Here is a 25,583-nt window from a genome sequence, read left to right on the forward strand (position 1 = left end):
GGAGAGTCTCTGATGGAGTAGTTTCGTCTCTTTTTTCGGTCATTGGTGTAGTGTTAAAGATTACCATTCTGATATACTACCGTCAAGAATTTCAGATTAAGTTGACATAATGACGCTGTACACAAACAGACCATCTCAACCTCCCGGCGACCCAGCCGGGGCGATCGAAATACTTAAAAACGGCGGCGTGGTCGCCATGCCGACGGATACAGTCTATTGCCTCGCCGCCGGCCTTTCCCACACCGGCGCCATCTCCAGGATTTTCGACATCAAGGGCCGGGTGACGACCAAGGCGCTCCCGGTACTGGTGGCTGACGTGATCCAGATGCGGCAGGTAGCGGAGATGAACCCGCTGGCTGAGGTTCTGGTGCGGCGTTTCATGCCGGGCGGGCTTACCCTGATATTACCGAAGAAGCCCGTCGTCCCCGATGTTGTGACCGGCGGCAAGCCCAGCGTCGCGGTCCGGATCCCCGGGCATACCCTGGCTCTCTATATCATCAAGGCGGTGGGTGAGCCTTTAACGGGCACATCCGCCAACATCTCCGGATCGGGCAGCGTGTGCGAAGCCTCCGGGGTAGCCGATCAACTCGGTGAACGGGTGGACGCCATATTGGATGGAGGCAGGTGCCCGGGCGGCGTTGAATCCACAATACTGGACCTGACAAGACCGGAACCGGTTATCGTCCGGGAGGGCGCCATCCCGAGAGTGGAACTGGAATCATATTATTTCAAATAGAGGTTTAAATGAACATTGCGATAGGTAACGACCACCGCGGCTACAAGTTGAAATTGAAAATCATCGAATGGCTCAAAGCCAGTAAACATAAAGTCGAGGACGTCGGCGCTTTTTCCGAGGAATCGGCTGACTACCCGGACTTCGCCGGTAAGGTCGCCAGGATGGTGGCTGACGGTGAGGCGGCGCGCGGCATCCTGATCTGCGGCACCGGTATCGGCATGAGCATCTCGGCCAACAAGATGCCCGGCATCAGGGCGGCACTGGTCTACAAACCGGAATATGCCGCCTTGACCCGCATGCACAACGACGCCAACATCCTGTGCCTGGGAGAAATGAACGGCGACGACCTCAACATGGAAGTGTTAAAAATCTTCATGAGCACCGAATTCGAGGGCGGGCGCCATCAACGGCGTGTCGATAAGATCTCCGGCTGCTGTTGTTAGGGGTTTTTCAATCGTAATTTCTTGAAAAATCAATTCGTCTGTGCTATGTTTAGGCACTGCTCGCCTATCCGTCCCTTTGCGGACGGATTTTAGTTAGGGGGACTAATGAGAAGCGACTCCATCAAGAAAGGCGCCGAGAGAGCCCCTCACCGCGCCTTGCTCCGGTCGCTCGGGGTTAGTCCCTCAGATTTCAACAAGCCGTTTATCGGCGTCGTTAACAGCTTCACAGAGATCGTCCCGGGGCATCAGCACCTCCGCGCGATTGCCGATGCGGTCAAGTTCGGCATCAGGCAGGCGGGGGGAGTCCCATTTGAGTTCAATACCATTGCCGTATGTGACGGCCTGGCTATGAACCACACCGGGATGAAGTATTCGCTGGCTTCACGCGAACTCATTGCCGATACCGTTGAAGTCATGGCGATGGCCCATTCTTTCGATGGCCTGGTATTCATCCCCAACTGCGATAAAGTCATTCCCGGCATGCTGATGGCGGCGGTCCGCTTGAACATTCCGGCGGTGTTTGTCAGCGGCGGCCCGATGCTGGCGGGGCATCTGCCAGTGGACGGCAAAATGAAGGCCATCGATCTGAATTCGGTGTTCGAAGCCGTCGGCCAATTTGTTAAAGGCGACCTTTCACCCGAAAAGCTCGAAGAGATCGAAGGCGCGGCCTGTCCCGGTTGCGGCTCCTGCTCCGGTCTGTTCACTGCCAATACCATGAACTGCCTTACCGAAGCGCTGGGCATGGGCCTGCCCGGCAACGGCACCATTCCCGCCGTCGACGCCCGTAGAAGTTCCCTGGCGCGGAAAGCCGGCGAGACCATCATGCGCGTGGTGGCTGAGGATTTGAAACCCCGCGACATCATCACGCCCAAAGCCATCCATAATGCCTTCGTCGTCGATGTGGCGCTTGGGGGGAGTTCCAATTCGGTTCTCCACCTTGAAGCCATCGCCCATGAAGCCGGTATAGAATTTCCGCTGACGAAGATCAATGAAATAAGCGACAAAACCCCCTGCCTGTGCCGCATCCGGCCTGCCGGGGAACACCATATTGAGGACCTGGACAAAGCCGGGGGCATCCCTGCGGTAATGCGTGAGCTTTCCTCGCTCTTGAAATTGGATGCCCGCAGCGTCTTCGGCGGTCTTATCGGAGACGTCGTCAAATCGGCGCTTCCTGCCGATGGGACCGTAATCAGGCATTTGAACGATCCGGTAACCTCCAAGGGCGGTATCGCCATTCTGTTCGGCAACCTGGCGCCGGAAGGGTCGGTGGTCAAGCGCTCCGCCGTCGCCCCGGAGATGATGGTTCATACCGGACCGGCCCGGATTTTCAATTCCGAGGAAGAAGCCACCAGGGGGATCATAGACAACCAGATCAAAGCCGGAGATGTCGTCGTCATCCGCTATGAAGGGCCGCGCGGCGGTCCCGGCATGCGGGAAATGCTGACGCCGACGTCGATTCTGGCGGGCATGGGTCTGGATAAGTCCGTAGCCCTTATCACCGACGGCAGGTTCTCGGGAGCCACCCGCGGCGCCTCCATCGGTCACGTCGCGCCTGAAGCAGCTCTTGGCGGGCCGATAGCGGCATTGAACGAAGGCGACATTATCGACATCGACATCCCCAATCACGTCCTGAGCGTCCGCCTCTCGGACGCCGAGATCAAGGCTAGGATGGAAAAGGTTCCCGCTTTCCAGCCCAAAATCAAGACGGGCTATTTGAAGCGTTACGCCCTGCAGGTCACTTCTGCCAGCCGTGGCGCGGTTTTTGAAACTTAGGAGAGTCTTATGAAACTGACCGGCGCTCAGATTTTGTGCGAAAGCCTCCTCAAGGAAGGTGTGGACGTGGTGTTCGGCTATCCCGGCGGGCAGGTTTTGCCGCTCTACCATACCCTGACCCAGTATCCCCAGTTGCGCCACATCCTGGTGCGCCACGAGCAGGGCGCGGTCCACGCCGCGGATGCCTACGCCCGGGTCACCGGCCGGGTCGGGGTTTGCTTTGCCACCTCCGGCCCCGGTGCCACCAACCTGATCACCGGTCTGGCCAATGCCTACATGGACTCGATCCCGATGGTCGCCGTCACCGGCCAGGTACCGCGGGCCATGATCGGCCGGGACGCTTTTCAGGAATCCGACATCACCGGCATCACCATCCCCATCACCAAGCACAATTACCTGGTGATGGACGTGGCTGACCTGGCCAAGACCGTCAAGGAAGCCTTTTACATTGCCAGCACCGGGCGCCCCGGACCGGTACTTATAGACCTGCCGCGAGACATCCAGCAGGAATGCGCCGAATTCCACTTCCCGGCCAGGGTGAATCTGCCCGGGTACAAACCCACTCTTGGCGGCAACCCGCTGCAGATCAAAAAGGCGGTCAAACTTCTGGGTGAAGCCAAAAAGCCGGTCATTATCGCCGGACACGGGGTCAGGATTTCCCGAGCTTATAAAGAACTCAAGTTCCTGGCGGAAACTCTCCAGATACCGGTGCTCACGACGCTGCTGGGAATTTCCGGTTTTCCGGAGAGCAACCCGCTGTCATTTGGCATGATAGGTATGCACGGACTCGCCCCGGCCAACATGGCCATCACCAATTCGGATCTGGTGGTCGCCATCGGGATGCGTTTTGATGATCGGGCGACGGGAAAGATTTCGAGTTTCGCGCCTCACGCGAAGGTGATTCACATCGATATCGACCCAGCCGAGATCGGTAAAAACGTCGCCGTGGACGTGCCCATCGTCGGCGATGTCAAGACAGTGCTGGTCGAACTCAACAAAGAAATCGGTCCCGTCCGTCACGACGAATGGCTCACCCAGTTGTCTGATTGGAAGAAGCAATATCCCTCGGGCATCGACATCCGGGAATCCGAAACCATTTTACCTCAGTACGTCATCAGAAAAATCTGGGAGGCGACCAAGGGGAACGCTACCGTGGTCACCGGCGTCGGCCAGCACCAGATGTTCGCGGCGTTGCATTATTACTATGACAAACCCAATAGTTACATCACCTCGGGCGGACTGGGGACAATGGGCTTCGAACTCCCCGCCGCCTTCGGCGCCCAGGTCGGCCTGCCCGATGAAACGATCTGGTGCATCGCCGGCGATGGTTCGATCCAGATGACCATCCAGGAACTCGGCACCATCCGGCAGGAGAATTCGCCGGTCAAGATCGCTATTCTCAATAACGGCTTCCTGGGTATGGTGAGGCAATGGCAGGAACTTTTCTACCAGCACAATTACTCTTCGACTCCGCTGTGGTGCCCGGATTTCATCAAGATCGCCGAAGCCTACGGCATTCCGGCACAAAACGTGACCAGGAAAGAAGACGTCGGCGCGGCTATTAAGAAAGCCATGGAAACCGAGGGGCCGTACATCCTGAACTTCGTCGTTGAACCGGAAGAGAACGTCTATCCCATGGTACCTCCGGGAGCCGGCATCGATCAGATACTCCATGAACCGCTGAAGGAGGCGTGTTAGATGGCAAGCAACAAACATACCATCGTCGCCCTGGTGGCGGATCGTCCCGGTGTTTTGAACCGCATGGCCAGCCTTTTCCGGCGCCGTGGGTTCAATATCGATTCCATCGCCGTCGGCCATTCAGAGACTCCCCACCTTTCCCGCATGACCATCGTGGCGGAAGGCTCCGACAGCCAGGTGGAACAGATAAGGAAACAGGTTGAAAAGATCATCGACGTCATCCGGGTTCAGGATATCTCGGGGTTGGATATCGTCTCCCGGGAATTGGCGCTTATCAAGGTCAAAGCCAGCGCCGAGACACGCTCCGAGATCATGCAGATAGTAGATATATTCCGCGCCAAAATTGTTGACGTCTCCACTGATTCGGTGATGGTCGAAGCCACCGGAGATGAGGAAAAACTTAGTTCCCTGTATAATCTGCTGAAACCTTTCGGTATCAAAGAAATGACCCGCACTGGCCGGATCGCCATGGCCCGGGGTGGTCAGGTCGCCCGCCGCGAAGAAGCGGCTGAATAATAACAGGAGAATAATTGATGGCTGTCATCTACTACGAAAAAGACTGCAACCCGAAACTCTTGGATGGAAAAACCATCGGTATCGTTGGCTATGGCAGCCAGGGGCATGCTCATGCCCAAAACCTTCGGGACAGCGGTTTCAAGGTGATCATCGGCGGCGTACCCGGCTCGCCGTCGGGCATCCGCGCCGCTGAAGATAAATTCGAGGTCTTCTCGACGGCGGAAATGGCTAAAAAAGCCGATGTCATTATGATCCTGGCGCCGGACCAGGTACAGGCCAAGATCTACCGCGAGGATATCGCTCCCAACCTGCGCCCCGGCATGATGCTGATGTTCGCTCATGGCTTCAATATCCATTTCGGCCAGATACTTCCTCCCGCCGATGTCGACATCACCATGATCGCCCCCAAAGGCCCCGGCCACATGGTGCGCCAGGTCTACACCGAGGGCGGCGGCGTTCCGGCTCTTATCGCCGTTTACCAGAATGCCACCGGCAAAGCCAAGGATTTAGCGCTCGCTTATGCCTCGGGCATCGGCGCGGCAAGAGCTGCGGTGCTCGAGACCACCTTTGCCGAAGAGACGGAAACTGATCTGTTCGGTGAACAGGCAGTCCTCTGCGGAGGTGCATCTGCGTTGATCAAGGCAGGTTTTGAGACGCTTGTCAAAGCCGGTTATCAGCCAGAGGTAGCATATTTCGAGTGCTGCCATGAGCTTAAACTCATCGTCGATCTCATCTACCAAGGCGGTCTCAAATTCATGCGGTATTCGATAAGCGACACCGCTGAGTACGGCGATTACAGCCGTGGCCCGCGCATAGTAACGAAAGAAACCAAAGAATCAATGAGTGCCATTTTGAAAGAGATCAAGGATGGCAGTTTTGCCCGGGAATGGATCCTGGAGAACCAGGCCGGCAAGCCTCACTTCAATGCCATACGCCGCATCGAAGCCGGCCACCCCATCGAAGAAGTCGGTGAAGGACTCCGTGGCATGATGAGCTGGCTCAAAAAACCTAAGAAATAACCCTTGACTCCAACATCCCTCTCCCCAGAGCGGGAGAGGGATAAGAGGGTGAGGGTCTCCCCAGGTTTCCTCTCACTCGATGGGAGAGGAATTTAAAGGAGAGGGCGGAAAGCCACCCTCTCGAAAATGTCCAGTGTTCAAGTTTGAAATAAGACAAAGGTTTCAGGTAACATAAGCGCATGATTCACTTGTCCCGGAGGATTCTCATCCTTATTAGCCCCTCTTCCTGGTAGGAGGAGGGGTAGCCGTTATTTTTAGAATAACGTTAAGGAGAGTTTCCCGGACAAATGAATAAACTGATAATCTTCGACACCACTCTGCGCGACGGCGAACAGGCAGCCGGCGCCTCACTCAACATTCAGGAAAAGCTGGAGATCGCTCGCGCCCTGGAAGCCCTGGGCGTTGACGTTATCGAAGCCGGCTTCCCCATCAGTTCCCCTGGTGATTTTGAGGCGGTCAAGAAGATCGCCTCGGAAGTTAAGGGTTGCTCCATCTGCGGACTGGCCCGCGCCAACCCTAAAGACATCGATCGGGCCTGGGAAGCCTTACAGGGTGCCGCCGACCCCCGCATCCATGTCTTTATCTCGGCCTCCGATGTGCACATGGTGCACCAACTCAAAAAGAGCCGGGCTGAAGTCTTGCAGCTCGCCCGGGACATGGTCGCTCACGCCAGGACCTACCTCTCGAACATCGAATTTTCGCCGATGGACGCCTCCCGCTCGGATCCGCAATTTCTTTATGAATTATTGCAGGCGGTTATCGAGGCTGGGGCGACAACCTTGAATATTCCCGATACCGTAGGCTACGCCATGCCCGGTGAATTCGGCGGGCTCATCGAGGGCATCTTCAAGAATGTGCCGAACATCGATAAAGCGGTCATCTCCGTCCACTGCCACGACGACCTGGGGTTGTCGGTTGCCAACAGCCTCGAAGCGGTCAGGCGCGGCGCGCGGCAGGTTGAATGCACCATGAACGGCATAGGGGAGAGGGCAGGCAATGCCGCCCTGGAAGAAGTCATCATGGCCATCCGGACGCGGCCTGACTATTACGATGTTACGACTTCGATAAATTCCGAACTCATCTATCCAACCTCCAGGCTGGTCAGCCAGCGCACCGGGTTTTCGGTACAGCCAAACAAAGCGGTAGTCGGCGGCAACGCCTTCCGCCACCAGTCCGGGATCCACCAGGACGGCGTCATCAAGATGCCCAAGACCTATGAGATCATGGACCCGCGCACCGTTGGCGTTCCCGCTTCGTCGCTGGTTTTGGGGAAATCGTCGGGACGCCACGCTTTCAAAGAGCGCCTGGCTGAACTGGGCTACAACCTTTCAGAGGCTGACTTTGACCGTGCCTTCAACGCTTTCAAGGAACTCGCCGACAAGAAAAAAGAGGTTGCCGACCGGGACATCGAGTCGCTGGTAGCTGAAGAGCAGCGCACCCTGGTCGAAGCTTTTCACCTTGACCGCCTGCAGGTGACCTGCGGGGATTGCGGCTTACCGACGGCGGCCGTCAGATTGATCGACCCTAATGGCAAGGTCCTTGAAGACGCGGCGCTGGGAACAGGCCCGGTGGACGCCGTTTATAAGGCTATCAACCGTCTCGTTGGCGTCCCGAACCGTTTGACAGAATTCTCGGTTACCTCGATCACCGCAGGTATCGATGCCATCGGGGAGGTATTTATCCGCATCGATAGTGAGGGAGTATCGTATTCCGGACGCGGCGCCGACACCGACATTGTCGTCTCTTCTGCAAAAGCTTATATGAACGCCCTCAACCGGCTGCTGGCGGTGAGGAAGAACGGCAACGGCAAATCCGCTATGCCGCAGGATCACCATGCCTGACGAAATGGTGATGATCATCCGCCTGATCCTCGCCGGCGGATTGGGCGCCCTGGTCGGTTTCCAGCGTGAGAAAGTGGGAAAGCCGGCGGGCATCCGCACCCTGGCACTGATCACCATCGGAGCGGCATTGTTTACGATGTTATCGGTCTTCGCTTTCGAGACCGCTGACCCCGCCCGCCTCGCCGCTAACATCGTTACCGGCATCGGCTTTTTAGGCGCCGGGGCAATCATCCTGAGGCGGGACCAGGGTATAGTGGAAGGGATGACCACAGCGGCTACCATCTGGGTGATGGCCGCCATCGGGGTGGCCATCGGCGTGGGGCTTTACCTGGTCTCCGGCGCCGCGGTGGTGATCGTACTGCTGGTGCTGGTTCTGCCCCATATCAATGGGAACGGGAGTAAAAAAGAGTGAATTTAGCTGAAAAAATACTGGCAGCCCATTCCGGTAAACCTCACGTAGCGCCGGGTGAATTTATCAGCGCTAAGGTCGATGTTGTTTTGGCTAACGACATCACCGCGCCCATCGCCATCCGTGAGTTCCGGAAGCTTGGCGTCGAAAAGGTATTCGATCCGAAAAAGATAGTGCTGGTGCCCGATCATTTCGTGCCGAACAAGGATATCGCCTCCGCGGAACAAGCCAAGATGCTGCGCGATTTTGCCCGGGAACAGGGAGTGAACTTTTTCGAGTGCGGCCAGATGGGTATCGAGCACGTCATCCTGCATGAAAAGGGGCTAGTCGTGCCCGGCGACCTGGTGGTTGGCGCTGATTCGCACACCTGCACTTACGGCGCCCTCGGCGCTTTTGCTACCGGTATGGGATCGACCGATATCGGCGCAGCCATGGCTACCGGCGATGTCTGGATGAAAGTGCCCCCGACCATAAAATTCGTTTACCACGGCAAATTGCCGAAATACGTCGGCGGTAAGGACCTGATCCTTTACACCATCGGCCAGATAGGAGTCGATGGGGCTCTGTACGCCGCTATGCAGTTCTCCGGCGAGGCGATCGACGAACTGTCGATGGAAGGCCGGTTTACCATGGCGAACATGGCGATCGAAGCCGGCGGTAAAGCCGGATTGTTCCTGGCCGACAAAAAAGCGGTGGAATACGCCAGAAATCACAGCCACCGTAAACCGGTTGTCTTTGAACCGGACGCCGATGCCGAGTACCAGGCTATGCACGAATATGATGTCTCGAAGCTGGAACCCCAGGTAGCTTTACCTCATCTTCCATCCAATGTCCGGCCGGTCAGCCAGGTCGGCGATATATCCCTCGACCAGGTGGTCATCGGCTCATGCACCAACGGCCGGTTTGAGGACCTGCAGATGGCAGCGGGCATCCTGAAGGGGAAGAAGGTCAATTCCAACCTTCGCTGTATCATCATTCCGGGGTCGCAGCAGGTCTACATGGATGCCCTGCGGGCCGGGTATATCGAAGCATTCATCGAAGCCGGATGCGCCGTTTCGACTCCCACCTGCGGCCCGTGCCTCGGCGGTCACATGGGCATCCTCGCGGCGGGCGAAAAATGCCTGGCGACGACCAACCGCAACTTTATCGGCCGCATGGGCAGCCCCAGGAGCGAGGTTTACCTTGCGGGACCGGCCGTTGCCGCCGCCAGCGCCATCGCCGGAAAGATTGTCCCGCCCGAGATTTAGTTAAATTGTCATTCTGAGCGCAGCGAAGAATCTCAAACACGCTCAGTCCGAGAGGTTAAATAATATGCTCAAGGGCCACGTCTTTAAATACGGCGCCAATGTAGACACCGATGCCATCATCCCGGCGCGCTACCTTAATGTTTCCGACCCGTACGAGTTGTCGCGCCACTGCATGGAGGACATCGACCTGGATTTCGTCAAGCGGGTGAAACCGGGAGATATCATCGTCGCCACTACCAATTTCGGTTGCGGTTCATCCCGGGAGCACGCGCCCATCGCTATCAAGGCATCGGGGGTTTCGGCGGTCGTCGCCAAGAGTTTCGCCCGGATCTTTTTCAGGAACGCCATCAACATCGGTCTGCCGCTCTTGGAAAGTCCGGAGGCGGTCGATGCTACCGATATCGGCGACGAGCTGGAGATTGATCTTGAGACGGGAACCATAAGGAACCTGACCAAAGGCAAAACGTTCAAAGCCGCGCCATACCCGGAGTTCATGAGCGGCATCATTAATGCCGGAGGGTTGATAGATTACACCCGGGAGCGTTTGAAGAAATAAAAAATATTCCGGCAAAAACGACACGAGACGCTTGACAACTCCAAGGAACAGACGTGCTATAATATCAGCTTCGTCAGAGTGTTAAGGTTAGCTACCGGAAGAATAAGGGTATTGAATTTTAGCCAGATGATGAAAAAACCAGTTTGTTTTCGGAACGAATCCCGTGTTTGGGTTGAACGTAGGATTACGGTTTTCGTTTCTTAAAAAATCTTTATGTGTTTAAAAAACAAAATCAAATCTAAATGCCCAAAAATAAGGAGCTTGTAAGTTGAATTATCGCATCACAGTTCTTCCCGGGGATGGGGTGGGACCTGAAGTCATGGCGGAGGGCATGAAAGTCCTCGAGGCAGTAGCTAAGAAATTCGGCCACACTTTCAAACTGGAATACGAACTGATCGGTGCCGTCGCCATCGATAAGACTGACTTTGCTTTACCGGAAGAAACGCTCAAGATGTGCAAAAAGAGCGACGCCGTGATGCTGGCGGCGGTCGGCGATCCCCGCTACGATGACCCGAAACTTCCGGTACATCCCGAAGACGGATTGCTCGCTTTGCGAAAAGGGCTAGGTTTGTTCGCCAACATCCGCCCGGTAAAGGTCTTCGACGAGCTCGTCAATGCTTCGACTTTGAAAGCGGAAGTGCTCAAAGGCACCGATTTTATCTTCGTTCGTGAATTGACCGGCGGCGTTTACTTCGCCAAACCTAAAAAAGAATGGTTGACCACCAAAGGACGCAAGGCCACTGATTCCATGACCTATTCGGAACAGGAAATCGAGCGCATCGTTCGCGTCGGTTTTGAATTGGCGCGTTCCCGGAAGAAAAGATTGGTGTCTGTCGATAAAGCCAACGTCCTCAAATCGTCGCGGCTCTGGCGGCAGGTGGCAATAGAGGTGTCGAAAGACTATCCCGATGTCGCCCTGTCCCACGTCCTGGTGGACGCCTGCGCCATGCAACTTATCAGGACTCCAACCGCATTTGATGTCATCGTCACCGAAAACCTTTTTGGTGATATCCTGACCGATGAGTCGGCGCAGTTGGCAGGGTCCATGGGCATGTTGCCGTCTGCCAGCCTGGCGGGTATTCCCCAATCCGGGAAACCGACCTTCGGTCTATTTGAACCCATCCACGGCAGCGCCCCTTCCATCGCCGGTAAGGACATCGCCAATCCGATCGCTACAATTCTAACGGTTGCAATGATGCTTCGTTACTCGCTGGCCTTGGAAAAGGAAGCAGCATCGGTCGAAAAGGCGGTCGAAGTTGTTTTGAAACAGGGTTACCGTACCGATGATATAATGGCAGACGGCAATACCCGTGTCGGCACCAGGCAAATGGGGGACTTGATAGCCGCCGAGGTCTGACGATGGCAAGAATCGAACTATACGATACTACCTTGCGCGACGGCGCCCAGCGGGAAGGAATTTCCTTTTCGGTCCTGGACAAACTTCACATCGCCCAAAAACTTGATGAGTTCGGTTTCGATTATATTGAAGGCGGATGGCCGGGGGCCAATCCCAAGGACAACGAATTTTTCCAGCGCGCCGCCGGTTTAGGTTTCAAAAAGGCGAGACTGGTCGCTTTCGGAAGCACCCGGAAGGCTGGCGTAGCCGTCGAGTCCGATGCCAATATCAAGGCCCTCGTCGAATCCGGGGCGCCGGTGATCACCCTGGTGGGCAAGAGTTCAGCCCCGCAGGTCGAGAAAGTCCTGGCAACCAGCCTGGATGAAAACATCGGCATGGTGGCTGATTCCATTCGGTATTTGAAATCGCTCGGTCGCACCGTATTTCTTGATGCCGAGCATTTCTTTGATGGCTTCAAAGCTGACAGGGAATATTCTTTAAAGGTACTTAAAGAAGCTGCTGAAGCTGGGGCAGATTGCCTGGTGCTCTGTGATACCAACGGCGGCAGTCTTCCCGATGAAGTGGCTGAGGCGGTTAAAACTGTCGTCGCGGCAATCGAAGTCCCCGTGGGAATCCATGCCCACAACGATGCTGAACTGGCCGTTGCCAACAGTCTCGCCGCAGTAAAAGCAGGTGCGACGCAGGTACAGGGCACCATCAACGGCTACGGCGAGCGCTGCGGTAACGCCAACCTGTGTTCTATCGTTCCGGCTCTCAAACTAAAAATGGGCATCGATGTGATCGGTGATCTGGAACTGACGCGATTGGCGGATTTGTCCCATTTTATTTCGGAGGTCGCCAATTTATCGCCGGACCCGTTCCTGCCCTACGTGGGTCACAGCGCTTTCACCCACAAAGCCGGGCTCCACGTTTCCGGATTATCCCGCTGGGTCTTTGCCTATCAACATATCGATCCGGCGTCTGTCGGTAACAAACCGAGGACGCTTGTTTCCGAACTTGCAGGGCGAACTAATATAATTCAGCGAGCTCAGGAGATCGGCGTCAACCTGTCGCCCAAAAGCCATGAATCCCAGGAATTGCTGGAACGCGTGAAAAAACTGGAAAGCATGGGCTTTCAATACGAGAACGCAGAAGCATCGTTCGATCTACTCGTGCACCGGGCCAATCCCGGCTACGTACCGCCGTTTCATCTCGTCGATTTCATGGTGATTGTCGAAAAGCGCCGGAGGCCACCGATTGTGGCCTGCGAAGAAGAAGAAATGATGAGTGAAGCGGTGGTAAAGGTCCGTGTCGGCGGTGAGATCATGCACACCGCCGCCGAAGGCAGCGGCCCGGTGAACGCGCTCGACGCTGCGATGCGAAAAGCCCTCCTGCCTTCCTACCCGGCTCTCGATACCGTAAAACTTACTGATTTCAAGGTTCGTATTCTCGAAGAGAGCACCGGTACGGAATCTTTGGTCCGCGTACTTATCGAATCAACTGACGGCACGGATGAATGGCATACAGTCGGTGCTTCAGCCAACCTTATCGAAGCTTCGTGGTTGGCGCTGGTAGACAGCCTGGAATATTTCCTGATCAAAAAATAGTTTTGGCGGGAACACCAACGGGTATAATGTACAGATGCCGGAAGTCTCCGGGCACGGAGAGAATATCCTTCATGCCCGTGTCGTCGAAAGCGCCGATGGCAGCCGTCCCGAGTCCCAGCGCAGCCGCCTGCAAGTAAAGATTCTGAGCGGCGTGCCCCGCTTCCATGTGTACATAGCGCTCGGTCCTGTTGCGGTAACGGCTCCGGGTGCGTTCGTAATCTGCCGCTATGACCAGATTGAGTGGAGCTGTAGAGATTGCCTGTTGTCCCAATGATGCCTTGGCCAGCTGGGTTCTCAGATCGCCGCTTTTGAAGGCTCTAAGCGTGTGCGGTTCAGACAGGTATAGGTAGCATCCTGCCGCAAGGTTAGTTATGCCAAAGGTCCCGACGGCAGCGATTATTTGAAGGGGATATGTCGCTCCTGCGCTGGGAACGGTACGGAAGCGCTTGCCGGTCATTCCCTGGAGGGACCACAGCAGCTGTGACAAAACCTCCAGAGTCAAAGGTTGATCGGAGAACACCCGGACGGAACGGCGCGCGGCGATGGCTTCTTCGACGCTCGTTATGCCCGTAGTTCTCGGAGCTGGCAATCTGATCTCGGGCGTATAGGAATCCATCGGCGTCATTATACCATCGCACAATTGTAGTCGTGGCAAATAATTCTTTAAGTCCTTACCGCCTATTTTGTATAATTGAGACCAACCGAATCGGGAGAAAATTATGGGCGAAATACGTTCCGCAAAAGAAATTGCCGCCGAGCGTTTAAAAGACATCGGTGAAATTACCGAAGAAGACCGGCTCCGCTGGAAATTTGTTCCCGCCGGTGAAAAACTCGGCCAAAGATACATGTCAGAACGTCTCGATATCGAAGGCGAACTGGCTACGTTCGATGATAAGCAGCTGCCTTTCGTGAAACAGGGCATGACCCAGTCGCTGCTGATATACCTCGACCTGCCGCGCAATGAGACTATCGAAACGCGGAATTATAAGGTCATGGAAGGGCTGATGCAGATCAAAGAAGATAAGCAATCGGCCGCTACGGCACTCGGTCAACTACAACGGGTTTTCGAACATTATGCCCAGCAGGGTGAAGCTCAACGCGCCCAGGCTAAACAGACGCTAAAGAACAAGTTTGAGCAAAGCCTGAAACAGGCGCTTAGGGCTCAGGGCAAAGCATACCCGGATCAGGTGAACGTGGAACAGTTCCCCCAATTCGAGGAAGAATGGCGCCGGACACTAGCCCAGATGGAACAGCAATATGTCAAATCGCTCGATGAAATCAAGAAACACCTTGCGCAGATTCAGTAACGTCGGATTTACCCGATGAATCATTGGGAACGGGTTTGGAGGGCTGCGGTCCATACTCAGGTGATAAGACCGCCGCAACAGTTGCTCGCCACATTCGGCCAGACTAACATCCACTATTATCTATTGACGGAACCGGTTTACAAAGAGATAGATGAATCCGGCCAGCCGGAGACGGTGTTGCGCGAGGGTCGGGTCATCGCCGAACGGCCGAAACTTGTGACTCCTCTTTACTTGAAGAAACTTGAAGGTTTCGGCGATGACGCCCGCCGGTATTTCGATATGATGATGCAGCGTCACGGCCCAAACGCTCCCGGTTTGCTCTATACCTATAAGAATGAGCCCAAAGACACTAGCATTTTGAGCGGCAACCTGCCTTCGGTGGCTCAGAGGATCAATGACGATCTTAACGGCAGAGATGAAAAAGGCGCCACGATCATCAGGGGACTTGATGAGATGTGGGATGTGTCACTTTTCAAGTTCATTTATGAACTCACCGAGAGATCGATAGGGCAAAATGTTTCAGAACTGCATCAGCACGGGCTGATGGGCATAGACGAACGCGGTCTGCCAGCGGAAGCCCGGATGAGAATAGAGCAATTATTTTGGGAAGTTGGGATGGGGGGATGTGATCCCGCAACACTGAAAGCGGAATTGGACCGCTGGGAACTTTTCGACGAGTACCAGGACAGGTTCTTCGAAGTAGTCCGTCGCCGGCGCTGAACTCACCTCGCGTTTGAAAGGATCGTAATGAGAGCATCGAGCATTACCGCCCGTGACCTGTCTGAAGCGTGGTTCTTTTGCTTGCGAGAAGTGTTAAGCCACGGCTACGAATACAAGATCGATCGTGGCAGTTATGCGGGGCAAAAGCGAAAAGAGCTGGACATGGTAACGGTCCAGATAACTAATCCGGAAAACCGACCAATCATTCCCGATGTTCCGCCGGGAGTCCCCCCGCCTTCCACCATGGAGTACCTGGACCATTATCTGCCGTACCTCATGACCGGGCAGCGCGCGGAAGGCGAGCAGTATACGTATGGGCAATATCTTGAAGGCCAGATAGCCGAAGTAATCCGGATGTACAGGGAAGAAGGCTATAACACCAACCAGGCTTTCATGACCGTCGGTAATCCCGAGGCAATATATTTAACCGATCCGCCATGCCTGCGAAGTGTAGATACCCGCATCCGCTACGGGAAGCTTCATTTTATCGTCTATTTCCGGTCTTGGGACTTGTGGGCGGGATTCCCGTCGAACCTGGCGGCGCTGCAAATCCTAAAGGAATACATGGCAGCGGAGATCGGCGTTGAACCCGGTGAGACGATCGCAATAAGCAAAGGCATGCATCTTTACGACTACGCGTGGGACATCGCCAAAACCGCCTGCGGGCTGACAGAATAAATCGGTTTGGCGGTTCAACTTGCCGCTGTGGGTCTCTTTTGCTATGATAACAAGGTTGTCTCAAACGGGCCGCTAGCTCAATTGGCAGAGCAGCTGACTCTTAATCAGCAGGTTACAGGTTCGAAGCCTGTGCGGCTCACCACTGCAACTTCCGGACAAGTTCTTCAGCTTTTTTCTTCGTTGATAACCGATTGCTTTGGCTGCACCTCAGGGCAAATTCGACGATCCGGTTGTCGTCCTTCACCGAATCCAAACAGCCGGTTAAAGCTGAAAGGACATGCCCCCGAATGACCTGGTGGCATTCGTCAGTGGGCAGCGGAATTTCATCAACCCTTAGTAACTGCGGTAAGATTATTTCCCTTAGGTCCGGGCGGAATCTCAAAATTTGCCCTGCTCCGACCACGACATTCGCGGCTGTCACCAGCTTGCTATCCCAGAGGTGCGAGATGTATTTATCCATGATACCATCTAGCCGGTGCAGATGGTCGACACGCGCCAAATAACCTAACGTAAGCAATCCGTTCCACAATAAAACACTCGACCGGCTATCAAGAAGGTCCGCGAATATCTCAAACCTGGGATAAAGAAGGTCAGGGTTATCCCGGGCGATGAGGTTCAATTCCTTGGCGGCTCGAAATCTGGCGGCTCCATCGGAGTGTAAGCTCAGAATGAGTGCGTGAATTGTGGATGAGTCGCCGTGGGCTCTTTCCAAATTCTCGGGTTTCATCACACCTCCGACCGACGAAAGAAAGCGGTGGGAGAATCAGTTAAGTATAGTCTCAATCTTTCGGGAGAAGTCAATAGACATTGAAAATATATTTGTAAGATATTCGTCAGTTATCCGGGTATGTTAAACTTAACCTATGACTGATAAACCCGCTGACATTCATGAAACGATAAAACGCCTGAAGTCCGCTTACCCCGCGTCCCGAATTGCTCTGAATTTCAAGAGTCCCCTGGAACTGTTGGCCGCCGTAATCTTGTCGGCCCAAACCACCGATGTGGCGATCAACTCTCTCACCCCGGCCCTTTTCGACAGATATAAGAGCGCTCAGGATTACGCCGCTGCCGACGCGCAGGAACTTGAAGGTTTGATAAAGCGATCGGGTTTTTACCACGCAAAAGCCAAGAGTCTCATGGGCATGGGGAAAATCCTGGTTGAAAGATTCAACGGGCAAGTTCCTTCAACCATGGCTGACTTGACGGAAATACCCGGTGTCGGACGGAAAACTGCCAATATAGTGTTGTGGAATGCATTCGGGAAGATCGAGGGAATCGCTGTCGACACTCATGTCGCCAGGTTGTCCAAGCGCTTGGGTTTTACTCAAGAAGACGATCCTGTGAAGATCGAGAAGGACTTGATGAAGCTAGTGCCCCATGGTGATTGGGGCAGGTTCTCACACTGGCTTCAAGACCATGGCCGGGCGGTCTGTACCGCGCGGAAACCAAATTGCGCGGGATGCCTTTTGAACGATATTTGTCCGTCCGCTTTCAAAGTTTAGCCGGTTATTGAGGCTCGGGGACAACGTATCGGCCTTTTGAAGCAATTACCCTAATCTAAACAAATTCCCTGTGTTCCGGGTGGTATTTTCCGCAATATTTTCGATCGGAACACCTCTGATTTCAGCTAGAGCCTGAGCAGTTTGGATAAGATAAGAGGGTTCATTGCGCTTTCCCCGTTGAGTTTGCGGCGGAAGAAACGGGCAGTCAGTTTCCAATAATAGCCGATCCTGGGGGACAAACCGGTAAACTTCATGATTCTTCCGCGACGAGGGATAAGTCACATAGCCGCCAAGCGAGATGAAGAAGCCGGCATCCAAATATTTCCGTGCTGTATCGATCGATCCGTTAAAGCAGTGGATGACTCCCTTGGGGTGGCGGTGACAGGTTTTAGCCCAATCAATGAGAATCGGTACCAACACAGAATCGGCCTCCCGACAGTGTACGACGACCGGTTTGCCGGTTTCCACCGCAAGTTCGAGTTGGAATTTCAAGATTTCGAGCTGCTGGCTTTCGGAAAACGGTTTGTGGTAAAAATCCAGTCCTGTCTCGCCAATCGCAACTACTTTTGGGCTTTTCGCTAATTCTGTGATTTCATTTCGTGAATTATCAGTGAACGCGGCGGTTTCAGTAGGATGGATGCCGACGGTGGCATAGATATTTTGATAATGCTTCGCCAGTTCGACCGCTTTTTTACTCGATGGCAAATCTATTCCGATGGTAATTATGACCTGGATTCCCGCCCATTTGGCGCGGTTTAGAACATCACCGAAATCCGGGTTGAAATCCGGCAGATCGAGGTGAGCATGGCTATCGATCAAGTTCAGCGGCATTAAGGTACAAATATCGCTGCCGCCGCCTCAGACAATTTCAACGCTGCCGCTGGCACTATGCCAAGGATCAGGATGCCGATCGTCGATATGGCAAGAGCAGTCTTCAGCGGGTTCGAGGCTGGGACGGTGGCAGGGGCGGCGGGTGCTCTTAACCAGAGAACCTTGATGACGCCAAAATAGTAGTAAGCCGAGATCACCGTATTGATCGCAGCGATAACCACAAGCCACAACAGATCCGCCTGGACACCGGCATTGAAAACATAAAATTTGGCCAAGAATCCAGCCGTAGGCGGAAATCCGGTAAGGGAAAGCAGTGCCAACGTCAGGGCGCCGGCTATAATTGGAGAGGTACGAGCCAACCCCGCATAGGCTGGGAAGTCATCGCTCTTTAGTTGTCTTGAAACGGCGATGATGCAGATAAAAGCCGCCAGATCGCTCACCGCGAAGCAAATAAGATAAAAAAGAACACTTCCAATCGCCAGGCTCGAGTTTGATGGTTGGCTGCCCAAAGCCGCCAAACCAACTAGCATGTAACCAGCGTGGGCAATGGTCGAATAACCGAGCAGGCGTTTGATGTTCCTTTGAGGAATTGCCATCAGGTTGCCGGCGGTCATCCCTATCGCTGCTATCACGGCAACAACCGGCGCCCACTGGTTAGCCAGCGCAGACGGCTCGATGAACGCGCTGCTTAGCACTCTGATTACCAGTGCGAAACCAGCCGCCTTGGAAGCCACGGAAAGATACATCGTAATGGGCGTCGGTGCGCCTTCATAAACGTCCGGGACCCAGAATTGAAACGGGACGGCGGCAATCTTGAACCCCAAACCGGCGATGACGAATATCAATCCCATTAATAAACCCGGACTGCCTAAAATATGGGAAGGTGGCATAGATTGGAGTGCCCCGGCGATTTCGGACAGCCCGGTGAACCCGGTGAACCCGAAAACCAGGGCCATGCCGTAAACCAGCACCGCCGAGGCGACGCCTGAGAGCAGAACGTATTTCAGCGCCGACTCAGTCGATTTCTTATCTTTCTGGATGCCTACCAGCACGTAAAAAGAGACAGCGGTGATCTCCAATGAAAGATACAACGTAATCAAATTGGAAGATTGAGCGATAAGCATCATGCCCAGGGCAGCCAATAAGACAAGGGCGTGATATTCGCCCTGGAATTTTTTAAAGTTTTCAACGTAGTCCGCTGAAGCGAGGACTACAAGGCCGGCCATTATCGGGAAAAATATCTTGAAAAAACCGGCGAGTGAATCGTGGGCGATCATGCCGCCGAAGAGGCTCTGCGGAGTGGAAGGCCATTGAAAGGCGGCCACGACGATCGACGCAATCAGCCCGGCAACAGAAAGGCCAACCAGTGTCTTCTTGTTAGAGGCAAACAGGTCGACCAGGATTACGGCAACAGCCGTTCCAAGAACGATGAACTCGGGTGCCAGGAGGCTGTAGTTCAACTATGAACCTCCGAAAACGGCCGCGATCGGACGTATCCCGCTATCGATGATGTCGGTGATAACGCGGGGGTACAAGCCAATGACGAACATTGCCGCGATGAATATGATGGAGAATGTCTGCTCAACCCTGTCCGCGTCATGGACACCTTCGAATTTGGGGTGCGGCAGGCCAAAGAACACGCGCTGAACAGTCCACAAAATGTACGCCGCGGCTAATAGAATACCCAACAAGCATAGCAGGGTGAAGACCTGGATACCCCCGACGACCCCGCTGCTGAAGGAGCCCAGGAACACTGTAACTTCTGCGATGAAGCCCGAGGTCGCTGGTACAGCCATAGCGCCCAAGCCGCCCAGGATAAAGATAACCGCCGTCCGCGGCATTTGGTTAGCCAGACCTCCGAGCTTCGGAATGCTGCGTTCGTGGCTGTTGTGCATCACCACGCCCACGATGGCGAATAAAAGCCCGGTGATAATACCGTGGGAGACCATCTGGAGCGAAGCTCCGACCATCGATATTTGACCAAGCGCAAAGATGCCGAGCAGGACAAATCCCATATGACTGATGGAAGAGTACGCAATCAGGCGCTTGATATCCGTTTGCTTGAGTGTAATCGCGCCGCCGTAAATGACGTTGATTACGGCCAGCACAAGAATAACCGGCGCGAATTTAAGCGCTTCATCCGGGAACATGGCGGCATTGATGCGGATCATGGCGTAGCCGCCCATTTTCAGGAGCGTGCCGGCAAGGATCACTGAAACCGCCGTCGGAGCATCCGTATGTGCGTCCGGCAGCCAGGTATGGAATGGAAAGACCGGTAACTTGATGGCGAACCCAAGGAAGAAAAAGACGAATGTGAGCGCCAACATGCCGGATTTCATGACCCCGGTCAGATCGGTGTTGATCAGGTTCACCATGTCCAGAGAACCTGTTGCGAAATAAAGGATCAAAATGCCAGCGAGGATAAAAGCGCCGCCCAGCAAGGTGTAAAGAACGTACTTGAGAGCCGAATACTCCCTCCGCCCGGCGCCCCAGATGGCGATCAGGAAGTACATGGGGATCAATTCAAGCTCCCAGAAGATGAAGAACAGAAGGAAATCGGTGGCGATAAAGACTCCGGTGATGGCGGCCTGCAGGAGCAGCACCCAGGCGAAATATTCCCTGACCCTGAGATCGATTTTCCATGAAATCAGGATTACCAGGAAACCAATAAATGTCGTCAACAGCAGGAAAGGAAGTGACAGCCCGTCGACTCCCAGAGAATAATTGGCGTTGATGAGCGGAATCCACGATAGTTTTTCAGTGAACTGCATGACGCCACTCATCGAATCCGAGCGATCGAAGCCGGCAAAGACGAACAGTGAAACGAGCAGAGGAATTGCGGTGGCGACGAGAGACACCCATTTGATGGTTCTTGGAGAAAGTCGAGGCCAAAAAGCTATCAGAAGCATCCCGGCGATCGGGATAGCGATGGTAAGTGTCAATAATGGGATATGCAAATGCTACCTCCTCTTTAGCCGGCAAGAAATACGACGACGACTATTGCCATGATGCCGAAAGCGATGAATAATCCGTAGGTCTGGAGACGGCCTGTTTGTAGGCGCCTCAACCTTGAGCCGGCAGCGATGGTATTGTCAGCCACGGCATCTACCGCGCCATCTACCGCCTTCTCGTCGAAGTACTTGAACCGCCCGAAAAGCGAACGGGTAATCACGTTTTCAACAATGATCGTGTTCAACCCATTGTCTAACAACCGGGAGTCGAAATATTGGAAACCCGTGAAAACACCCCGCAGAAGCAGCAACTCACCTATGATCTTCTCGTATAGCTCATCGAAGAAGTATTTGCGCCGGACCAGCTCGTACAGCGCTCCGAATCTCCGGGAGATATTCTCGGCTGACAGCCAACCCTTGAGGTAAATCGAATAAGCGAGAAAGATGCCCGAAACCGCAAGGAGCAACGAAATCCAGGTGACCGGTTCTTTGAACACGCCGAACAATCCTTCCAGAGGGCTATACGTCTCACCGTGACCGAAAAGCCCGTCGAAACCTCCGGTAAGGTTTATAAAGCCGGAGAATGCCGCTGGAACCGCCAGGATGATAAGCGGTGTGGTCATCACCGCTGGGGGTTTGTGCGGATGACCCTGCCCCCGGTACGTGCCGTGGAAAGCCAGGAAGATCAGACGGAACATGTAGAAGGCGGTCAGGAATACGGTTACGAGCGCGAAAATCATCAGAATGGGCTGCGTTGAAGACCCGGCGACTATCTCGTCCTTGCTGAAAAAACCGGATAATGGCCAAATACCTGCCATTGAGAGGGAGGCGACGACCATTGTCCAATACGTCTTTGGCAATTTGCTTTTCAGACCGCCCATCTGACGGAGATCGAACGTCCCAGTGGAGTGATTGACAGAGCCGGAACCGAGAAACAGCAGGCTTTTGAAGAAGGCGTGGTTCATCAGGTGGAACATGGCGATGGCAATGCCGCCGGTGCCCAATCCGAGCATCATGTATCCGAGTTGCGAGATTGTTGAATAAGCCAGGACCCGTTTCATGTCGTGCATAACGAGTCCCATGCTGGCCGCGAAAATGGCGGTGATTCCGCCAATCACCGCAACTGTCATCAATGCGGTGGCGGAGTGTTCGAACAACGGGTACGTCCGGGCTACCAGAAATACCCCGGCCGCGACCATCGTAGCCGCGTGGATCAGAGCTGAAACGGGTGTCGGACCTTCCATGGCATCCGGCAGCCAGACGTGAAGCGGGAACTGGGCGCTTTTACCCATGGCGCCGAGGAAAATACCCAGAGCCGCCCAGGTGATAATCCCTCCGGCCAGAACGCCCGCGATTGCTAAGTTATTTAGCTCCCGAATATCCAGCGTTCCGGCGTTGGCAAAAAGGACGAGAATCGCCGCCAGAAAACCGAAATCGCCGATCCTGGTGACAATGAAGGCTTTTTTAGCCGCTGCCGCCGCGGCGGGGCGCTGAAACCAGAATCCGATAAGCAGGTATGAACACAAGCCCACCAATTCCCAGAACATGAAGGTGACGAAGAGGTTGTCCGACAAGACCAGACCTATCATCGAGGCGCTGAAAAGAGAAAGGACGGCGAAATATCGCTCGAATCCTGGGTCTTCAGCCATGTATCCCATTGAGTAGATATTGACCATTAGGGCGACCGCGGTAATGACTACCAGCATGACGGCGGTCAGGCTGTCGAGGATAATGCCGGGCTGAATCTGGAGACTCCCGATGGAGAGCCAGTTCAACGGGGACATGGTGATCTCATGATGAGGAGATTGTATTACTCCGGCGAGTGCCCAGGCCGAAAGAGCCAGGCATATTCCGGCCGCCAGAATACCAATGTAACCGCTGACCTCAGGCCGGGTTTTTAAAAACGGTTTAACGATGAGCGCGATCAATGCGAACGCCAACAGAGGCAGCCCAAAGATCGCCCAAATAAAGAACGGTGTGATCAAACCGCCGGCTCCAATTTCACCATTTCATTAGATCGATCTTCGTGGCGTCGATGCTATCCCTGCTGCGGTAGATCGACATAATTATCGCCAGGGCGACAGTGGCTTCCGCCGCCGCGACCACGATGATGAAGATCGCAAAAACTTGGCCGGTCAGCAGGTCGGGCGCTACGAAACGCGAGAAGGCTACCATGGCGATGGCTGCCGCATTCAGCATCAATTCGATGCACATGAGAATGACGACGGCACTTTTCTTGGAAAGTGCGCCCCAGAGGCCGATACCGAAAAGCACCGCCGAAAGGACAAGATAATGGTTCAGTCCAATTTCCACTATTTGTCCCTCACCAAAATAATCGCGCCGATGATGGTGGTTAAAAGGAGCACCGCCGCCATCTCAAGGGGAAGCATGAAATGTTCGGGTGAAAAGAGCAGGTTCGCCAACAACGGAGTTGTGGGGTCTGCGGGAGGCGCTTGTGATACCGGCCAATCCGTATTGATAGCGGTAACGATGAGTGAAACGGAAACAAAACCGCTGGCTACCAGGGCAGGTATCCCAAGTTTATTGGTCAGGCTACCCAAAGTTATTTCCCGTGTCAGCATGATCGCCAGAATGATAAGCACCGAAATCGCCCCGACATATATCAGCACCTGGATCGCAGCGAGGAAGTCTGCCGATAGACTGGCAAACAGTCCGGCAATCAGGAAGAAGCAAAAGACCAGCATGAGCGATGCGCGAAAAATATTTTTAAGTAGAACCACAGCTAAAGCGCTGACGATAATGCCAACCGAAAAAAGCAGAAAAGCGGCAACCATTATCTTTCGCCCTTCCGTTTCAGGTCTTCCAGGTAGCTTGTCTGGTTGATCAACAGAGTTTGCTGCTTGAGGTTGGCTTCGACTTCAGGACGGTAGTACCCGGAGCGGGGGCGGGCAACATCATCCACCAGCAACGCATCATTAGATCTGACCAGTTCGATACAGCGACCATCCGACGGGGTGCTGCCCGTTTTCGATTCTTTTGCCGATGAACAGTGATAGGTTGTATTTGCGTAATTATAACCGAGGTAAATCGAGATTCCGGTGGGGCAAGCCTCGATGCACAAACCGCAGAATATGCACAAACCGAAATCAATTGTAAAATCATCGGTCTTGAGCTTTTTATCTTCACCTCGGGAGACTGCCATGGATATGCACCCCACGGGGCATGCGCGCTCGCAAGCCCGGCAGGAGATGCAGCTTGAGCGGTCCCAGATAATATCCGTGCCCCTTAACCGTTGCGACATGACCAATTTCTGCTCAGGATACTGAACCGTGATCCACTTGCGTCCCAGGTGCTTAGCGGTTACATCAAGGCCACGGAGGAGCCCCTCGCCAAAGTGTTTAAACGATGACATGGCCGCCTCCGGTCCGGAACTGACGGCTGGCGCCGATGATAAGTATAAAAGCGAGAGCAAAATTCAAAGGTACCGCCAGCCAAACCTTGTCGTTGAGCCCGGTCAACACAAGGATGGCGGTCAGCACCAGGTTGAGCATAGCTAGCGGTAACAGAAATTTCCAGCCGAAAGCCATGACCTGGTCGATCCTAAGCCGGGGAAAGGTTGCCCGGACCCACATTATGAACGTAAAAACGGCGACGATCTTGATCAACAGCCAGACGAAACCAGGCAATAACGGTCCTGCCCAGCCTCCCAAGAACAGGGTGCTGGCGATAGCCGAAACCGATAGGGTTTCTGCATATTCCGTGAGGTAGAAAAGGCCGAACTTCATCCCCGAATATTCGGTCTGGAACCCCGCGATGATTTCCGAGTCCGCCTCCAGGAGATCGAAGGGAGTACGATTTATCTCAGCCATGGCGGCGGTCATATAGATCAAAAAGCCCAGGGGCTGCAGCAAGATAAACGGGACGTTCTGGGCTTTGACGATATCATTTAACGAAAGAGAGCCGGCCAGCATCACAGCTCCTAATATCGAAAGCACCAGGGGGATCTCATAGCTGACTTCCTGGGCTATGGTGCGCATGGCGCCCAGAAGGGAATATTTGTTGGAAGAAGACCAGCCGGCCATGAAGATCCCGATGACTACAATTGAGCTTACCGACATGATATACAAAATGCCGATGTTGAGGTTTGCCAGTAATGCTCCATCACCAAACGGGATGACGGCGAATACCGCCAGCGCTGGAACGAACGCGATGAGGGGAGCGAGGAAATGGACCGGCTTATCCGCCAGCGCCGGCACTATATCTTCTTTAAGAAGTACCTTAACGGCGTCAGCCACCGGTTGGAGCAACCCAAACGGACCCGCCCTGTTCGGTCCGGGGCGGATCTGAAAGCGTCCCAGGCCGCGGCGCTCGTACCAGATGAAAAACAGCACTCCGCTGATGACAAAGATGAAAATAATCACGGTGAACACGGCAAAGTGGAGCCAGTCCATG

Annotated in this window: 26 protein-coding genes and 1 tRNA gene; 17 read left to right on the forward strand and 10 right to left on the reverse strand. The window is 54.3% G+C overall.

All coding sequences use genetic code 11. The annotated features are described in order from the left end of the window. Positions 1–109: 109 nt before the first annotated feature. The 12 genes from Dform_RS03605 (at position 110) to cimA (ending at position 13,181) form a co-directional block, all read left to right on the forward strand. Complete coding sequence (locus tag Dform_RS03605) at positions 110–736, forward strand: L-threonylcarbamoyladenylate synthase (protein ID WP_076003811.1); 627 nt, start codon at positions 110–112, stop codon at positions 734–736. Positions 737–744: 8 nt separating this feature from the next. Further along, complete coding sequence (gene rpiB / locus Dform_RS03610; RefSeq protein WP_076003812.1) at positions 745–1,179, forward strand: ribose 5-phosphate isomerase B; 435 nt, start codon at positions 745–747, stop codon at positions 1,177–1,179. Between the two features lie 105 nt (positions 1,180–1,284). Then, complete coding sequence (ilvD, locus tag Dform_RS03615) at positions 1,285–2,952, forward strand: dihydroxy-acid dehydratase (RefSeq protein WP_076003813.1); 1,668 nt, start codon at positions 1,285–1,287, stop codon at positions 2,950–2,952. A gap of 9 nt (positions 2,953–2,961) precedes the next feature. Beyond that, positions 2,962–4,650 carry a biosynthetic-type acetolactate synthase large subunit gene (ilvB, locus tag Dform_RS03620; protein WP_076003814.1) on the forward strand — a complete coding sequence of 563 codons (1,689 nt, stop codon included), beginning with the start codon at positions 2,962–2,964 and terminating at the stop codon, positions 4,648–4,650. Next, positions 4,651–5,166: an acetolactate synthase small subunit gene (gene ilvN / locus Dform_RS03625; RefSeq protein WP_076003815.1), complete on the forward strand. Its 516-nt coding sequence runs from the start codon at positions 4,651–4,653 to the stop codon at positions 5,164–5,166. It begins immediately after the preceding gene. 17 nt (positions 5,167–5,183) lie between these two features. Further along, positions 5,184–6,185, forward strand: coding sequence for a ketol-acid reductoisomerase (gene ilvC, locus Dform_RS03630; RefSeq protein ID WP_076003816.1), 1,002 nt, complete (start codon positions 5,184–5,186; stop codon positions 6,183–6,185). Between the two features lie 287 nt (positions 6,186–6,472). Further along, positions 6,473–8,026, forward strand: coding sequence for a 2-isopropylmalate synthase (locus tag Dform_RS03635; RefSeq protein ID WP_076003817.1), 1,554 nt, complete (start codon positions 6,473–6,475; stop codon positions 8,024–8,026). Beyond that, a complete protein-coding gene (locus tag Dform_RS03640) occupies positions 8,019–8,438 on the forward strand; it encodes an MgtC/SapB family protein (protein WP_076003818.1) in 420 nt (139 codons plus the stop codon). The genes Dform_RS03635 and Dform_RS03640 overlap by 8 nt, the downstream gene beginning before the upstream one ends. Beyond that, a complete protein-coding gene (leuC, locus tag Dform_RS03645) occupies positions 8,435–9,682 on the forward strand; it encodes a 3-isopropylmalate dehydratase large subunit (protein ID WP_076003819.1) in 1,248 nt (415 codons plus the stop codon). The genes Dform_RS03640 and leuC overlap by 4 nt, the downstream gene beginning before the upstream one ends. A 64-nt stretch (positions 9,683–9,746) precedes the next feature. Beyond that, the gene (leuD, locus tag Dform_RS03650) at positions 9,747–10,238 is read left to right on the forward strand and encodes a 3-isopropylmalate dehydratase small subunit (protein WP_076003820.1); all 492 of its coding nucleotides are present in this window, start codon (positions 9,747–9,749) and stop codon (positions 10,236–10,238) included. A 268-nt stretch (positions 10,239–10,506) separates the two neighbouring features. Beyond that, positions 10,507–11,595: a 3-isopropylmalate dehydrogenase gene (gene leuB, locus Dform_RS03655; protein WP_076003821.1), complete on the forward strand. Its 1,089-nt coding sequence runs from the start codon at positions 10,507–10,509 to the stop codon at positions 11,593–11,595. Between the two features lie 2 nt (positions 11,596–11,597). Beyond that, positions 11,598–13,181 carry a citramalate synthase gene (gene cimA, locus Dform_RS03660; protein WP_076003822.1) on the forward strand — a complete coding sequence of 528 codons (1,584 nt, stop codon included), beginning with the start codon at positions 11,598–11,600 and terminating at the stop codon, positions 13,179–13,181. Here cimA and Dform_RS03665 read toward each other — a convergent pair. Then, positions 13,171–13,770, reverse strand: coding sequence for a SagB/ThcOx family dehydrogenase (locus Dform_RS03665; RefSeq protein WP_225973727.1), 600 nt, complete (start codon positions 13,768–13,770; stop codon positions 13,171–13,173). The two genes, cimA and Dform_RS03665, sit on opposite strands and share 11 nt — an antisense overlap. Positions 13,771–13,900: 130 nt before the next feature. On the opposite strand from Dform_RS03665, the gene Dform_RS03670 reads away from it, so the two are divergent. The 4 genes from Dform_RS03670 (at position 13,901) to Dform_RS03685 (ending at position 16,028) form a co-directional block, all read left to right on the forward strand. Next, complete coding sequence (locus Dform_RS03670; RefSeq protein ID WP_076003824.1) at positions 13,901–14,488, forward strand: hypothetical protein; 588 nt, start codon at positions 13,901–13,903, stop codon at positions 14,486–14,488. A gap of 15 nt (positions 14,489–14,503) precedes the next feature. Further along, positions 14,504–15,208 carry a hypothetical protein gene (locus tag Dform_RS03675; protein WP_076003825.1) on the forward strand — a complete coding sequence of 235 codons (705 nt, stop codon included), beginning with the start codon at positions 14,504–14,506 and terminating at the stop codon, positions 15,206–15,208. A gap of 27 nt (positions 15,209–15,235) precedes the next feature. Then, positions 15,236–15,886, forward strand: a complete 651-nt coding sequence (locus Dform_RS03680; protein ID WP_076003826.1) for a thymidylate synthase — start codon at positions 15,236–15,238, stop codon at positions 15,884–15,886. Positions 15,887–15,952: 66 nt separating this feature from the next. Beyond that, positions 15,953–16,028 (forward strand) — tRNA-Lys (locus Dform_RS03685). Here Dform_RS03685 and Dform_RS03690 read toward each other — a convergent pair. Continuing rightward, on the reverse strand, positions 16,023–16,613 hold the full coding sequence (locus Dform_RS03690) for a hypothetical protein (RefSeq protein WP_076003827.1): 591 nt from the start codon (positions 16,611–16,613) through the stop codon (positions 16,023–16,025). The genes Dform_RS03685 and Dform_RS03690 overlap by 6 nt on opposite strands. 136 nt (positions 16,614–16,749) lie before the next feature. On the opposite strand from Dform_RS03690, the gene nth reads away from it, so the two are divergent. After that, positions 16,750–17,388, forward strand: coding sequence for an endonuclease III (nth, locus tag Dform_RS03695; protein ID WP_076003828.1), 639 nt, complete (start codon positions 16,750–16,752; stop codon positions 17,386–17,388). Between the two features lie 45 nt (positions 17,389–17,433). On the opposite strand, the gene Dform_RS03700 is transcribed toward nth, so the two are convergent. The 8 genes from Dform_RS03700 to nuoH are packed head-to-tail and all read right to left on the reverse strand — an operon-like array spanning position 17,434 to position 25,582. After that, on the reverse strand, positions 17,434–18,219 hold the full coding sequence (locus Dform_RS03700; protein WP_076003829.1) for a TatD family hydrolase: 786 nt from the start codon (positions 18,217–18,219) through the stop codon (positions 17,434–17,436). After that, positions 18,219–19,679 carry an NADH-quinone oxidoreductase subunit N gene (locus Dform_RS03705; RefSeq protein ID WP_083635341.1) on the reverse strand — a complete coding sequence of 487 codons (1,461 nt, stop codon included), beginning with the start codon at positions 19,677–19,679 and terminating at the stop codon, positions 18,219–18,221. The genes Dform_RS03700 and Dform_RS03705 overlap by 1 nt, the downstream gene beginning before the upstream one ends. Next, positions 19,680–21,176, reverse strand: coding sequence for a complex I subunit 4 family protein (locus tag Dform_RS03710; protein WP_076003830.1), 1,497 nt, complete (start codon positions 21,174–21,176; stop codon positions 19,680–19,682). It abuts the gene before it with no gap. 14 nt (positions 21,177–21,190) lie between these two features. After that, entirely contained in the window at positions 21,191–23,155 is a 1,965-nt protein-coding gene (gene nuoL / locus Dform_RS03715) for an NADH-quinone oxidoreductase subunit L (RefSeq protein WP_225973728.1), read from the reverse strand. A 16-nt stretch (positions 23,156–23,171) separates the two neighbouring features. Beyond that, positions 23,172–23,477: an NADH-quinone oxidoreductase subunit NuoK gene (gene nuoK, locus Dform_RS03720; protein ID WP_076005057.1), complete on the reverse strand. Its 306-nt coding sequence runs from the start codon at positions 23,475–23,477 to the stop codon at positions 23,172–23,174. Between the two features lie 5 nt (positions 23,478–23,482). Next, complete coding sequence (locus Dform_RS03725) at positions 23,483–23,965, reverse strand: NADH-quinone oxidoreductase subunit J family protein (protein WP_076003831.1); 483 nt, start codon at positions 23,963–23,965, stop codon at positions 23,483–23,485. Continuing rightward, positions 23,965–24,543, reverse strand: coding sequence for a NuoI/complex I 23 kDa subunit family protein (locus tag Dform_RS03730; protein WP_076003832.1), 579 nt, complete (start codon positions 24,541–24,543; stop codon positions 23,965–23,967). Before Dform_RS03730 ends, Dform_RS03725 begins: the two co-directional genes overlap by 1 nt. Then, on the reverse strand, positions 24,530–25,582 hold the full coding sequence (gene nuoH, locus Dform_RS03735; protein WP_076003833.1) for an NADH-quinone oxidoreductase subunit NuoH: 1,053 nt from the start codon (positions 25,580–25,582) through the stop codon (positions 24,530–24,532). The genes Dform_RS03730 and nuoH overlap by 14 nt, the downstream gene beginning before the upstream one ends. Position 25,583 lies beyond the last annotated feature (1 nt).

This window comes from Dehalogenimonas formicexedens (assembly GCF_001953175.1).
Classification (GTDB): domain Bacteria; phylum Chloroflexota; class Dehalococcoidia; order Dehalococcoidales; family Dehalococcoidaceae; genus Dehalogenimonas; species Dehalogenimonas formicexedens.

Excerpts from the sequence above, each read along its gene's own strand:
- Dform_RS03605 (WP_076003811.1), top strand. The coding sequence starts at position 110 with ATGACGCTGTACACAAACAGACCATCTCAACCTCCCGGCGACCCAGCC.
- rpiB (WP_076003812.1), top strand. The coding sequence starts at position 745 with ATGAACATTGCGATAGGTAACGACCACCGCGGCTACAAGTTGAAATTG.
- ilvD (WP_076003813.1), top strand. The coding sequence starts at position 1,285 with ATGAGAAGCGACTCCATCAAGAAAGGCGCCGAGAGAGCCCCTCACCGC.
- ilvB (WP_076003814.1), top strand. The coding sequence starts at position 2,962 with ATGAAACTGACCGGCGCTCAGATTTTGTGCGAAAGCCTCCTCAAGGAA.
- ilvN (WP_076003815.1), top strand. The coding sequence starts at position 4,651 with ATGGCAAGCAACAAACATACCATCGTCGCCCTGGTGGCGGATCGTCCC.
- ilvC (WP_076003816.1), top strand. The coding sequence starts at position 5,184 with ATGGCTGTCATCTACTACGAAAAAGACTGCAACCCGAAACTCTTGGAT.
- Dform_RS03635 (WP_076003817.1), top strand. The coding sequence starts at position 6,473 with ATGAATAAACTGATAATCTTCGACACCACTCTGCGCGACGGCGAACAG.
- Dform_RS03640 (WP_076003818.1), top strand. The coding sequence starts at position 8,019 with ATGCCTGACGAAATGGTGATGATCATCCGCCTGATCCTCGCCGGCGGA.
- leuD (WP_076003820.1), top strand. The coding sequence starts at position 9,747 with ATGCTCAAGGGCCACGTCTTTAAATACGGCGCCAATGTAGACACCGAT.
- cimA (WP_076003822.1), top strand. The coding sequence starts at position 11,598 with ATGGCAAGAATCGAACTATACGATACTACCTTGCGCGACGGCGCCCAG.
- Dform_RS03670 (WP_076003824.1), top strand. The coding sequence starts at position 13,901 with ATGGGCGAAATACGTTCCGCAAAAGAAATTGCCGCCGAGCGTTTAAAA.
- Dform_RS03675 (WP_076003825.1), top strand. The coding sequence starts at position 14,504 with ATGAATCATTGGGAACGGGTTTGGAGGGCTGCGGTCCATACTCAGGTG.
- Dform_RS03680 (WP_076003826.1), top strand. The coding sequence starts at position 15,236 with ATGAGAGCATCGAGCATTACCGCCCGTGACCTGTCTGAAGCGTGGTTC.
- Dform_RS03690 (WP_076003827.1), bottom strand. The coding sequence starts at position 16,613 with ATGAAACCCGAGAATTTGGAAAGAGCCCACGGCGACTCATCCACAATT.
- nth (WP_076003828.1), top strand. The coding sequence starts at position 16,750 with ATGACTGATAAACCCGCTGACATTCATGAAACGATAAAACGCCTGAAG.
- Dform_RS03700 (WP_076003829.1), bottom strand. The coding sequence starts at position 18,219 with ATGCCGCTGAACTTGATCGATAGCCATGCTCACCTCGATCTGCCGGAT.
- Dform_RS03725 (WP_076003831.1), bottom strand. The coding sequence starts at position 23,965 with ATGGTTGCCGCTTTTCTGCTTTTTTCGGTTGGCATTATCGTCAGCGCT.
- Dform_RS03730 (WP_076003832.1), bottom strand. The coding sequence starts at position 24,543 with ATGTCATCGTTTAAACACTTTGGCGAGGGGCTCCTCCGTGGCCTTGAT.
- nuoH (WP_076003833.1), bottom strand. The coding sequence starts at position 25,582 with ATGGACTGGCTCCACTTTGCCGTGTTCACCGTGATTATTTTCATCTTT.